Below are 12,564 nucleotides of genomic sequence, written 5' to 3'. Positions count from 1 at the left end.
TTCATGCAAGAATGAGTGAGGAACTTTCTCATACGGAAGATATGACCATTGAAGACTTTTTGAGTGGCGCAACCGCTTATGAAATAGCGGATAACGCCCTCAAAAGGGTTCTTGTCAAGCGGAAAATCGCTTTTGGAACAATGGTAAGTGAACTGACCGAAAGGCAACTTGATCTTGCCACTGCCGATATTTATATGTGGTGTGCAAGCACTCCAAGCAGTAAGAATGATACCGAAGACAGTGACGGGGGATGGAAGCATAAGGAAGGTGGTTGGCAGACCAGCGCATACGACAAGCGGCAACTCCGTGAAATGGCGAAAGAACTGTATGAGAAATGGGATGAAGAAGTTGTAAAGGGCACTAAAATCAGAATAGTCAATTTTTGAGTATGAAAGTAAATAATCCACGGCATCCGCACAAATGTACTGTTTACCGAATTATAGGTGAGGATTCTTTCAGTGATGGTGAGAAGGTGATCTTGTATGAAGGTATATGCCGAAAGGAAGGTAGTACAAATTTGCGGACATTCAAAACCGATAATGTGATAAAGAGCGATTATCTGTTGAGCCTTCCCGGAATTGTTGAAGGAATATTGGCCGGTGATCTGATAGATGTCACGGACAGACAAGGCACTTTCACTCAATGTATGGTTACTGATAGCTATGCCGGAAATTTGGGAACAACTGTGTATTTCAATCTTGCAAAAAATTAACGCATGGATAACCGGAGCAATGAAGTATTGTTTGATGAAGGAATAAGGAAGGCAAAGGAGCTTGTTTCAGGATATATCTTTGATGTCTTGACTAAATGCTGTGAAGAACTTATCCAAGATGCACTTGATAACAAGTCAGGCTTTCGGAATCTTACGGGTAATACAATAACCAGTTATGCGTGCGGATTATTCATGGACGGTAGATTTTCCTATTTCGTTTGTAGTGGAGATTCAATGAAACAACCGGTGAGAGTAAAGCTGACTAAAGGTGAAACATTTGTAGGTGTCAGTTATGATAATCAGAACAGACGTTTTACTGGAACAATAGAAACTGATAAAGGTTATGGCGAAGCATTCTCCTTTGATTTCTTGAAAAGATATAAGTCGGAATCACGTAAAGGATTTGAGATAGTAATGTGCACGGGTACTGAATATTCAACCTATTTGGAGAATGTGTTGAATGCAGATGTTCTGACCGGAACATTTCAAAGGGCACAAAATACATTATTCAAGAACTTTAAACCAATGAAATGATGGGACGGACAGTTTATAGACGTATGGATATATTAAAACAAATCGCTGATGCAGTAACCGGCATTGGTGAAAAGGTTTTCATAACAGATCGTCCGGCTGCTGAACAAAAGGCGATGAAGGACTTTGTTGTTATCCGGTTGCCACAAACTATCCAAGATAAAGGAAGTACCTACCAAGACACTTACTGTCAGATAAACGTTTTTGCGCATGATCGCTCAAACGGTATTGAGAATACAGTCCGTTTGGATGAAATGCAAATGGAAGTGGTTTCAAAATTTCCAATAGTGACGGAATTGTTTTCAGCTGTAAGTCCACGATTGCTTCCCGGAGGAAATGACGGACTCGGTTTTCATTCCTTAATAATACAAGCGAAGCTAATAATAAACAAATGACACAAACTTAAAAAGATACGATTATGGCAGAGATTTCTATTACTACCAAACTGGAAGAGTTAAAGGTGCTCTTTAATCAGATGAAGGAGGTTTATTATGTGTCCAAAGTCAATAGTGACCTCGCAACTTTAGCGGCTTTTGATATGGAGCTGCCGGTACTCTCTGACGGAGTTACATTTGATACCGGAGCTGCCGATGTTTCCAAGATCAAGTTGACAACCGGAGCAACTTGGACTTCTATTGCTAATGCTGGAGATTCCGATATTCAGTTTCAAGTACCTTCCGTGGCAGGAAAGATCAATGACTTGTTACTGAACAAGAAAGCGGAAACGGTGACTATGACTGCTACCATTGATGGTGAGACTTATGAAGGTGAAGGTTACAATATCGAACCGAAGAAAGTAATCGGAGGACTCTTCATGCGTAGTGAAGACCGTCAAACAGCCTTGTTCTTACCGAATGTTGAGGGGTATAGCAACTTCGTCAGCGAGCAGGATAAGCCGGGGTACTTTAATGTATCTGTTTCTCCGTTGAATGATGCTAAGGGTGCCTCTATTTACATTTTACGTAAAAAAGTGTCCGAATAAAAAACTTAGGATATAACACTTTGCAAAATTCATATCAGCGAAAAGGTGGTGAGCTACTTGATACCGGCCACCACCTTTTTTCGTATAAAACACGATAAAATATGACAAAGAAGAATGACATAACACTTCCTACACCGGAGGATGAAAGGCTATTGAATGATGTGTTGGAAGACAGTGTGGACTATGTGGAAGTCCGAGGAAAGAAATATGGTATTTCATGGCTGAAAAGAGGGACTATACGCAAATTCACCAGTACCATGCAGAAATCGGGAAATGATGATAAGATCAGTTGCCAATGTGCAGCCGCTATCATTTTGAACGGATATTGGAAGATCAAGTTCTTCTATCCTTTCTTGTGGCGATGGTTCTTTTATATCAAACAATATGGAGATCATGAGCTGATGAAGGTTATAGCCGTCGGCAAAAAAAAAATTCCAGTGGAAGACTACTTGACTGCTACCATATATCTGACCGCGATGAAGGACACGATGATGACAATGACAAAAGAGGAAGCAGAGCATATCCTTCACGAACCAGCTACGGACAAACGTGGGAAATAGGCAAGTCCTATCCGTGGCTGACAGAGCCTTTGAGAGTATTTGGGATTCCAATAAGCAAGCCCTTGTTTGGTATTTATTGGGTACTTACAAATGCACAAATTGAACTATTGGCAATGGATGTGTCTATTGTGGTTACAGATTGTGACAAGGACAACAAGGAAAAGAAGCACGATACGAAGAACTTCAAATCCCCTTCCGTAAGCGAAATAGAGGATGCTGCCAAACGCTGGAAAGATAAGTATGGCAATGGAGAAACAGCAATTAACATTAATGATTATAAGTAACACAAACACAATAATATATGGCTGATCTCGGTAATTTATATTTTGATATACTGTTCCGTGATAAGACAGCGGAACAACGTAAAAAATTGAAAGCGGAAATCACCAAAGACTTGCAGGCAAAACTTGATGTGGGTTTTGACAAGAAGAAGTTGGTTGGCGATATGAAGACTTTGCTTCAAAGTGAGAAGTTTAAGATCAATGTGGTAGTGGATAAGGCCAGTACCACACAAGCTGTCCGTGCCGCCTTGCAAGCCGCCGGGTTGAATACAAACTTTACAGCAAGTGATTTACGCGCCGCCAAAGCCGCAGCCATTCAAACCAAAGCGGAGGCTTCTGCCGCAGCTGCACGTGAGCTTGCGCGACAAAGAGCCGCCCGTGCCGCCAAAGCGGAACTGGATTTGGCTAATGCCCGTGAGAGATCAGCCAATGCAGCAAGGCGGCACATGACAGCCACTCTCAATATGAATGGAGCAATGAACAGCCAGTTGAGTATTGTCGGACAATTAAGAAATGAATTTTTGGGGCTATACTCCATTTATGCGGCACAAAATTTCTTACGTGCAGTGGTTGATATTGGTGGTGAGTTGGAGAATCAGAAAATTGCAATGGCCTCTATCTTGCAAGATGAAGGCAAAGCTACAACCATATTCAATCAGATTAAGAAACTGGCTGTTGCTTCTCCGTTCGGGGTTATGGACTTGAATCAGTATGCCAAACAACTTTCCGCGTATTCTATACCATACAATGAATTGTATGATACCATGAAAAGGCTGGCTGATATATCAGCCGGTGTAGGTGTTGATATGGGACGTATCATATTGGCCTACGGTCAGATAAAGGCTGCTAAATTCTTGAAAGGAACGGAATTACGACAATTGACGGAAGCGAACATTCCTATGGTGGATAAACTGGCCGAGCGATTCAGCAAGTTGGAAGGCCGCATTGTCAGTGCCGGTGAAGTGCTTGATATGATCTCGAAAAAGAAGGTTACGTTTGAGGATGTAAAAGATGTTCTTTGGGAACTTACGGATGATGGTGGCATGTTTAATAATATGCAGGAAGTTCTTTCAGAATCAGTTAAGTCCAAATGGAAGAACTTGGCTGATGCGATTGACATTATGCTTGGTGATATTGCGGAGTCAATGGGTAGTACATTGAAATGGACTGCCGAAAGCCTTACCACCCTTGCTCAAAATTGGAAAGAAATTGTACCTTTTATAACAGCGGCCACAGCTGCGTTTGGAACATATCGGGTTGCGGTTTATGCAGGATCACGTGCCATGGGAGTGGCAAATGCTACATTAATAAAAGGAACACTCGCAGCTAAACAGAAAACAGCAGCGGATTTAGTGATGGCTTCCAATTACCGCACTTTAACTGCCGCTGAAAAAGGATTGATTGCTTCAAGAAATGCTATGACTACCGCAGAATGGAGGGCATTGGCTGTTAGTGGCGCATTGAACAAAGAACAAGCGTTGAGGTTGATAACACTTGGGAAAATTAAATCAGGTCAGGCAGGACATATTACCCAATTACTTAATATATCAAAAGCTGAACTTCAAGTGGCTATGTCAGCTGGAAAAGCTCGTGTGGCAATGACAATGCTTAGTTATGGAGCCAAACAAGTTTGGACTGCTTTTAAGGGTTTGTTCAATCCATACATGTATTTGTTCGCTGGACTTTTTGCCATTACTGAATTATGGTATAAGTCCGGGCAAAAGGCTGACGAAATGAACGAGCGTATTTCCGAGCTGACAACAAGAGCACAAGACGGTTTCAAGAATTTAACGAAAGAAGCTCAAAAATTTGCTGATGTTGATCCTTTTAAGGCGAATGATGCCTCACTGATTTCTTCTATTGAAGAAATGAAAACAGCATTAAAGGATTATTCTCCAGTTTGGGCAGACACTTTTAATGAAACGTTTAAGACTGATGATGAAGGAAATACGGTTAAAAGCCTTGCAGAACAATATATATTGCTTCGGAATGCTTTGAATGATACAAAAGAGGCTTATAGATTGTTGAATGCCATAAAAGGTACGTCTGAACATGCCAATGAAGCGACTGACGGTTATTTTGATGACAGTTTTCTTGAAAATATCAATGACTACATTGATGCGGAGGAACGGGTAAACAAGATTATTGGCCGCATGTCAGGCAGCTATATCGAGTATTCCACCGCCATGCAGAAAGTTATAGCCAAACATGGTGATTTTGCCAAAGCCGCTTCGGGTAAACCGCTGAAAGAACAGCTATCCATTCTCAAAGAATACCCCAAAGCATTGGCCAGCCTGAATAATGAGTTGCCTTTCACTGGAGGATATAGAGATGATATTTTTCAATTGCGGAAAGCGTGGAAAAACTCTAAGCGTATTTATATGGAAGATGTATTGCCGGATATGAAAGACTTCCTATCTGGGTACAAGTCGAGGCTGAAAGCTGCCGGCTGGGATTTGGAGAATTTGAGTGATGCGCAGAAAATAGCTATCGGTTTGGATATAAGTTCTTTCTTTGATACGTTCGAGAAGATGCCGAAATATATGCGAGACTTCTTTAACGAGAAGACTCTTGAAGAAGAGTTCAATATCAAGATTAATGCTGAATATACAGAAGCCAGTCAAAGTTTTTCTGATTTGCAGAAAAAGTTCAATGAAGCCACAGATGGGCAATTTGAAGCCCAAATAAAGGTTTCCACAGATTCAGAGAAAATCATTGAAGGAATACAAAAAGGATACAAGGAAGCTAAAGAGACAACAAATCAATTGAAGCCGGTATTGATTAAAGCCGGAATAGATTTGTCAGGTATTGGAGCTATTGACTTGTCAAAACTTCCCGACTGGCAGAAGCAAATTGTATCAGATTATAAAAAGGCTTTCGACACAATGCAAGCCGGTGAGAAAGGAGCTAAAGAAATCGGTTTTTCTCTCACTGATCCAAATAAGGATAAGAGCAAAAAGGATGCCTTTGCCGAAAGATTGAAAGAACGGGTAAACTTACTAAAGGAGGCATATTCTGAATATAAGAAGTGGACTGACATTGTTGGAAAGGGAGAAGCTGCCAGCAAGGTTAAAGAATCGGGTATTTTTGATTCCTTATTTAAAGGTAAAGAACCGGTGAATATTGTAAATTATCGGGATGAATTGAATAAGATTCTTAACCAGCTTGACGATAAGACCAAAGAGCGTAGGGAATTGAAAGTTTCTATACGGAAAGTGCTTTTGGATATTGATGCCAACGCTATGAAAGAAGCTTCGGATAAGGCCACAAAGGAACTTGAAAGGTACGTGTCTGATGTTTCAAAGAAATGGGATATATACAAGCAGCTTATCAATGCCGGTGCAAGTAAGAAGGATGCTTCAACTTATGCTTTTGGTTTTTTGACTGATTATGAGAATGAAGCGCAATATTTAATAGATACAGTACAAAAGAAACTCAAAGAAAAGGCTGTTGATCTTCCATTCACTTTGAGTGACGATGAAGCAGAAAGTATATTAGGAGGTAAAGACAGCCCATTATATAAGCAATTTTTTAAGGTGTGGAAGGATGCTAAAGAGGCATTTGAGAAAGATAAGGTAAGTATTGCACTTGATGATACAAAGGTTATTGCCAATGCAAGATCAACGATAGAAAAGATACGAATATTAAGTGAACAGTACGCATCAAAGACTGGATTAAGTGTCGGAAAAAATGGGGAGTTGGTTGGTGATACGTCAGGTCTAAACAATGTTCAGAAGGCTTATCTTGATGAATATAATAAGAAGCTGATTGAATTAAAATCGACCTTATTACAATTGTTACCTGAATGGGAGAAAATATTTGGAGATAAAGAGCAACGTTCATTCTCTGATTTGAAAGAGGCTGAACGTATCGCAAGGGAAATCAAGAATAATGCAAAGGTTTCCTATGATAGCGATGGAAAGCCCAATGGATTTACTTCTTTTTTTACGAAAGATGATGGTAGTATTGAAAATGTTAAGGGTGCTTATTCTTTGTTGGATAAATTGATAAAAGCCATCCCCCAGTTGCAAGATGCACAGTTGGCTGTAAATCCATTCAAAACCTTAGCGAAGAATGTAAAAGAACTTTTTACTTCTGAAAAAGACAGCGACAAACTGGAAAAGAAAATCGGACGGTTGGGAGAAAGTGCCGCTGAAAGTGCTGATCTTGTCGGCAATTTTGCAGGACAGATGTCTTCCATGTTCGATGCTTTGGGCAATGAGGGTATGGCCGACACGATGGGTAATGTGCAGGATGCCATGTCTTCTATAAGCAATATCGGGCAGGGATTCGCCAAAGGTGGAATCGTTGGTGGTATTGCTGCCGCTGCTGGTGAAGCTGTAAATTGGATTGGGAAGATAGCACAAGCGCATGATAAGAAACTCGATAAGGCTATTGAAAAGAGTAAACTTCGTGCTCAACAGTTGCAATATATATACGAACAAATTGACGGTATTCTTGAACGTTTTTTGGGCAGTGGCACGGAACTAAAACTTGTAGATGCAGAAAATGACCGTACCCGGTTGAATCAATTAAATAATCAGATTGGTGCAATACGCAATAAGGGAAAGATCAACATCTTCGATTTGATGTCTTTGCAGAAATATAAGCAGGAAGCGGAAAAACTTCAAAAACGTGTTTCGGCATACGATGAAGGTGGTGCATACGGGTATCAACGTGCCTTGATGCAAGAACAACTTTCAGAATTGGAGAAACAACGGCAAGCCGAAATTGACAAGAAGAAGACGGATGATAGCAAGGTGGCTGATTATGAGAATCAGATTGCGGAGATGAAACAGCAAATAAAGGATTTTGCCGAAGAAACGGCTGAATCTCTTTATGGCATTAATTTGAAAGACTGGGCTTCACAGCTGGGAGATGCCTTGTATGAGGCATGGCAGAAAGGCGAGGATGGTGCCGAAGCTTTCAAAAATAAGGTTGCCGACATTATGGGTGATGTTATGAACTCCATTCTCAAAATAAGTATTTTGGAACCGGCCATGCAACAGCTTCAAAAGATGCTTTTTGGTGAGGATGGAATGAGTGGTTATTTCGGCAAGGATTTCTCTCTTGACGAAAAGGAGTTGGAAAGTATTGCGGACTATCTAATGGGGGTAAGTGAGAAAACCGATGATTACTATTCCATGCTTGACAAACTGAATAACTATATGGAAAAGAAATATGGTATCAGTATGAAGGAAGAGGAAGAAGACAGTGGAAGTGGTTTATCTAAAGGCATACAGAATGTTACTGAAAATACCGCTAACCTTTTGGCTTCTTATATAAATGCAATCCGGGCTGACGTGAGTGTTAAACGGGAGTATGTGCGCAGATTGGTTGAAGAATTGTTCCCGGCCTATAATGTAATAGCACAAGCACAATTACAACAACTGACAATGATACAGATAAATACAGCAAAGAATGTGGAATTTGTGGAAGAAATCAGGGATATACTACATAGGAATATAAACGGTGTAAACAAGTTTAATATATGATTATGAACAGATTGAATAGTGAATTGAGAGGTCATGCCGTATCGTATGGCCTCTGCACACAATGGCAAGGTGACTGGCAAAACAATAAAAGCCAGCAAGAATTGATCGGAATGTATATACGGGGCATTGATTTTTGTATTGAACACGATTATCCGACGGTGGAATATATAAAAGGTAATTTTGACCGGAGCCTGCTTCATCAAAACCTTATTTTTGTTGATGAACCAGTGACCGGAGGCAACAATGGTGTATATGTACTGAACGGTAAATGTTCAGGCAAGCTTTCTTTCGGTAAATTTACAGCCGCTACTCTCCATTTGCGCCATGATAGTGAATTGACTCTTGAAGTGGAAGATTGCGCCAAAGTTTTTGTGAGTGTATATGATCGGGCTAAACTACATGTAAGGCAAAGCGATGTGGCTAAAGTTTATGTATATGTTCATGGTGGAAACTGTAAAATAGAATCCGAAGGCAATGTTATGGTAAGATATAAAAAGAATGGGGACTAACACGTTTTCTGCAATATATTTATTTACAGTCTTTTATATTTCTAAATTATTTGAACGGTATCATAAATTGTAACCAATATCTCGTCACAATACGGTAGATACGTGCATTATTTATATTATGTCTAAATTTTAGAGTAAATATAACTGTTTTTATTTACCGATTCTTACCGTTTGTTACTGATGTTTACCGAATTTATTTTATTGATTTTTAGGTTGTTGTATGGTGAAAATATCGTTTCTATATTTGTGTCGGAAACAATGCTGTTAGGTTCATTTCGTGGTTGTCATGAACTGGAATAAAATATTATAGGGCATTCTCTTTGAGGCAGGCAACCACATTAGGCTTCATCGGGATTTGCCCTTTCTCTTTATTATTATGTCAAGCGTGACTATTATATTAAGGAGGGTTCAGTAGGTACGAGTAATGGCGTATTGGGGTTCGATTCCCTGCCTACTACAAGATCGGACAAAATAATTCCCCAAAAGCGGAGATGTCCGAGCCGCTGATGGGGAAAACATTAACTTTATAGTGCAAAGATATGGAAAATTTTAATCAGTTAATACCTATTGATGAGGGAAAAGGTAAAAAAAGAACAATGACCTCCTTACAGATTGCAGAAATTACGGGCAAAACTCATTCAAATGTAATGCGAGATATTCGCAATATCCTTGAACAACTGGAAGATAGACGACAATTCAGTTTTGAATTATCATCAAGACCTCAACCTATGCCAAACGGTGGAAGCAAAGAAGTGTCTTGTTACATTCTCACCAAAAAGGATTGTCTTCTTCTCGCAAGTGGTTATGATGCAAACTTACGAGCCAAAATTATTAATCGTTGGGAAGAACTTGAAGAAAACAAGCGTGAACTTTCCCGTAAAAGGGAGAAATCTTTGTTAAGTAAAATCTAAATTTATAATATGAAAACAAATCAAGAAATGGTGCGATACATTGATAGTTTTTCTGTGGTTCAGCGCACGAGTGATGGTTATTTTGACGGAACTGAATTGCTTCGGCAGTGGAATAATGTAGAAGGGAATCCGAGAAGGCAAATGAGTAAATTCTTAGAATCTGATAATACATCAGAGTTTTTGAAAGCTCTTGCAGAGGATGAAAGCCATAGAGCAAAAATGCTCATTGGTGAAAATCAACTACTTATAAAAGTTAAGGGTAGAAATACGAAAGAAGGCAAAACACCCGATAAAGTTTGGATGAATCCGCTTCTGTTTATCAAATTTGCTATGTGGATAAATCCGGCTTTTGAAGTCAAAGTATTACGGTTTGTGTACGATGAAATGATTCGCTATCGAAACGATGCCGGGGATGCTTACAAAGAACTTGGCTCTGCCGTTCAGAAGATAGTTCCTAAAGAGTTTATGCCGAAAGCAATGCAAAAGGTTGGGGAAGCATTGAATTGGGTTGTGTTTAACTCACATGAGAAAATGCTTCGCAACAAGCAGGGTGATGAAAGCAAACAACGCGAACTGTGGCAGCTTGAAAAGAAGGTGGCTGATTTAATCAACGAGGGATTCATTACCAACTTCGATAATTTAATATCATACCTTAGAAAACAATATTCAAAAAGGAACTATCCTGCCGTGTTCCAATTACAGCAAGAAAATACAAATTTTATCCACTATAAATAATAAATCAATATGGAATTAGTAGAATTTATGAGCAACAAAGAATGCGTTGTAGAAACATTCAAAGTAAATGGTCTTATTGCAAAAGACAATACGGTAACAGAGAAAGGTTTAATGGCTATACAGTTCTATTTAGATATGATAGAGCAAAAGAAGCCAGAATTAGAAAATTGTCAAACGGCTTATATGTCATGTAGTGAGGTGGAGGAATGGGAAAAGAAAAACGCTGCGGCTTCGGTAAGTTTTGACAGCGGAGGGGTAGTCGAGTTTCTCCCGATAGAAATGTTCTCAAAAGATGCTAAAATAGAAAAGGGAGGTGGCATAAAAGGTATGCTTATTTCAATGTGCGATTGCGCATGTGAAGATGAAATATCCGAAATAGTATCTTCAAATGATGAAATTCGTAAATTGAGAGATGCGCTTAACAAATATCTCGAAAGCTGAATACTTTTGGCTAAGAGTGGCAAAATGCACAAAATAAAATTGGGCTGACTTTGGAGCCAGCCTAATTATAATTTATACGCGAAAACATTAGCCAGATTATGTTAGCTCAATATTTAATGGTAGTCAGCGTTAAAAGACGTACTAATATCTTTATATTTAGAATATAATTTGATTTTATAAATATTATATGTTCCACGACCATTAAGTATAGACTTATCTACGCTTTTATTTGCGGATTTAAATATAAAATAATAATTACCATAAGGGATTGTAGTTTTATATTTTCCCGTATTGTCAATCGTACAACTATATTTTACTTTATTTGATTTGAGAATATCAACCAAACATATAGCTAATTCACCTTCTCTCCTAATTTGTTCTTCAGCGGAAATGTAAAAGTCATATTCTTTTAATTTGGCTATTGCTTGTTCTTGCCCAACAAGTTCTTTCCATTTGATGTATTGTAACAAAGATTCATACCCCATTTGTATAGAGTCATTTTTTAATTCAATATCTTGTTTGAAATATTTACATGGTATAATATATAATTTTGCACCAATATCGGCTTTCGTACCTGAACCATTGTCGTAAGTTACAAGCCCATTTACAGATGAATAACTAATCTGTTTGTTCTGCGAATAGGAAGTAAAACACATAATAGTATAAAGCAAAAAGAATAATATATTTTTTTTCATTTCTTATGTAATTTATTTAATAAATATTTTATGTCATTCTTGAATCTTTTTATATTAAAACGATTTTCGGGAAAATCGACATAGAAGAAAAATAGCCATGTTGAAAATGGTAGTATGACTACATAAAATATAATCCAATGCCACCCAGTAACACTAAAGCAGATCAGAAGAATCACTACTATCCAAACTAAAACTCCTAACATATAATAACCTCTTTTATAATTAAATACAAAAGTATTAATAAATAAAATTATGACAAATGATATTTTTTATGTTTTTCAACATACACGTGGAAGCAAGTTAGGGGTTGAGTATAATAATCTACTAAAAAATGCTTTTATGGCATTATTTTCTATGATTATATAGAAAATACAATTATATTTGCGTTGAAATAAGATTAAAGTATAAGGCCATAGAGCTTGTTGTGGAGACTAAATATCTCTGCGGCAAGCTCTTTTTTAATATATGTATATGAACGAACCGTATTCTATTTTGATGCAGAAAACTACCGAGAATGCTCCAGTCAAAGACAGCTTGGCGCATTTTGGAATTGTGTGCACAGAATTTCCGTTCAAGCCGGGTGGGGAAACGAAAGATTTACCCAAACGGGATTGGCCGGATGAAGACGGTGAAGATACTTACATACCCGATAAGCTGCTATTAAAGGCATACGACTTGGAAGCCGAGATGTGCTATAAGGGAGATTTGGGTA

At 38.6% G+C, this 12,564-nt stretch carries 13 protein-coding genes and 1 pseudogene; 13 read left to right on the top strand and 1 reads right to left on the bottom strand.

Features of this window, described 5'->3' with window-relative positions; all coding sequences use genetic code 11:
- The first annotated feature begins 11 nt into the window (after positions 1 to 11).
- The 12 genes from HMPREF2794_RS09580 to HMPREF2794_RS09530 all read left to right on the top strand — a co-directional run bounded on the left by HMPREF2794_RS09580 (position 12) and on the right by HMPREF2794_RS09530 (position 11,157).
- Positions 12 to 386 (top strand): hypothetical protein, encoded by a 375-nt coding sequence (locus tag HMPREF2794_RS09580; RefSeq protein ID WP_007846587.1) that lies wholly within the window; start codon positions 12 to 14, stop codon positions 384 to 386.
- Between the two features lie 2 nt (positions 387 to 388).
- Positions 389 to 712 (top strand): hypothetical protein, encoded by a 324-nt coding sequence (locus HMPREF2794_RS09575; protein WP_004326777.1) that lies wholly within the window; start codon positions 389 to 391, stop codon positions 710 to 712.
- Positions 713 to 715: 3 nt separating this feature from the next.
- The gene (locus tag HMPREF2794_RS09570; RefSeq protein WP_004326776.1) at positions 716 to 1,246 is read left to right on the top strand and encodes a hypothetical protein; all 531 of its coding nucleotides are present in this window, start codon (positions 716 to 718) and stop codon (positions 1,244 to 1,246) included.
- 23 nt (positions 1,247 to 1,269) lie between these two features.
- Positions 1,270 to 1,638: a hypothetical protein gene (locus HMPREF2794_RS09565; protein WP_224205391.1), complete on the top strand. Its 369-nt coding sequence runs from the start codon at positions 1,270 to 1,272 to the stop codon at positions 1,636 to 1,638.
- A gap of 23 nt (positions 1,639 to 1,661) precedes the next feature.
- A complete protein-coding gene (locus tag HMPREF2794_RS09560; protein ID WP_004326773.1) occupies positions 1,662 to 2,225 on the top strand; it encodes a hypothetical protein in 564 nt (187 codons plus the stop codon).
- Positions 2,226 to 2,326: 101 nt separating this feature from the next.
- Positions 2,327 to 2,785, top strand: coding sequence for a hypothetical protein (locus HMPREF2794_RS09555; RefSeq protein WP_004326772.1), 459 nt, complete (start codon positions 2,327 to 2,329; stop codon positions 2,783 to 2,785).
- A gap of 62 nt (positions 2,786 to 2,847) precedes the next feature.
- The gene (locus HMPREF2794_RS28915; RefSeq protein ID WP_008775833.1) at positions 2,848 to 3,069 is read left to right on the top strand and encodes a hypothetical protein; all 222 of its coding nucleotides are present in this window, start codon (positions 2,848 to 2,850) and stop codon (positions 3,067 to 3,069) included.
- A 17-nt stretch (positions 3,070 to 3,086) separates the two neighbouring features.
- Positions 3,087 to 8,561, top strand: coding sequence for a tape measure protein (locus HMPREF2794_RS09550; RefSeq protein WP_007846593.1), 5,475 nt, complete (start codon positions 3,087 to 3,089; stop codon positions 8,559 to 8,561).
- Positions 8,558 to 9,070 carry a hypothetical protein gene (locus tag HMPREF2794_RS09545; protein ID WP_007846594.1) on the top strand — a complete coding sequence of 171 codons (513 nt, stop codon included), beginning with the start codon at positions 8,558 to 8,560 and terminating at the stop codon, positions 9,068 to 9,070. The genes HMPREF2794_RS09550 and HMPREF2794_RS09545 overlap by 4 nt, the downstream gene beginning before the upstream one ends.
- A 596-nt stretch (positions 9,071 to 9,666) precedes the next feature.
- A complete protein-coding gene (locus HMPREF2794_RS09540) occupies positions 9,667 to 9,981 on the top strand; it encodes a Rha family transcriptional regulator (RefSeq protein ID WP_005794398.1) in 315 nt (104 codons plus the stop codon).
- 9 nt (positions 9,982 to 9,990) lie between these two features.
- A complete protein-coding gene (locus HMPREF2794_RS09535; RefSeq protein ID WP_004326766.1) occupies positions 9,991 to 10,716 on the top strand; it encodes a KilA-N domain-containing protein in 726 nt (241 codons plus the stop codon).
- A 9-nt stretch (positions 10,717 to 10,725) separates the two neighbouring features.
- On the top strand, positions 10,726 to 11,157 hold the full coding sequence (locus tag HMPREF2794_RS09530) for a hypothetical protein (protein WP_004326765.1): 432 nt from the start codon (positions 10,726 to 10,728) through the stop codon (positions 11,155 to 11,157).
- 113 nt (positions 11,158 to 11,270) lie between these two features.
- Here HMPREF2794_RS09530 and HMPREF2794_RS09525 read toward each other — a convergent pair whose 3' ends face one another.
- Complete coding sequence (locus HMPREF2794_RS09525; RefSeq protein ID WP_005794395.1) at positions 11,271 to 11,852, bottom strand: hypothetical protein; 582 nt, start codon at positions 11,850 to 11,852, stop codon at positions 11,271 to 11,273.
- A gap of 471 nt (positions 11,853 to 12,323) precedes the next feature.
- Here HMPREF2794_RS09525 and HMPREF2794_RS09515 point away from each other — a divergent pair.
- Positions 12,324 to 12,564 (top strand): annotated as a pseudogene (locus tag HMPREF2794_RS09515) (hypothetical protein); the annotation flags it as partial.

The organism is Bacteroides sp. HMSC067B03 (assembly GCF_001811315.1).
Classification (GTDB): Bacteria; Bacteroidota; Bacteroidia; order Bacteroidales; family Bacteroidaceae; genus Bacteroides; species Bacteroides faecis.
The sequence above is the reverse complement of the archived record's forward strand: the minus strand, read 5'-3'. Positions and strand labels throughout refer to the sequence as shown.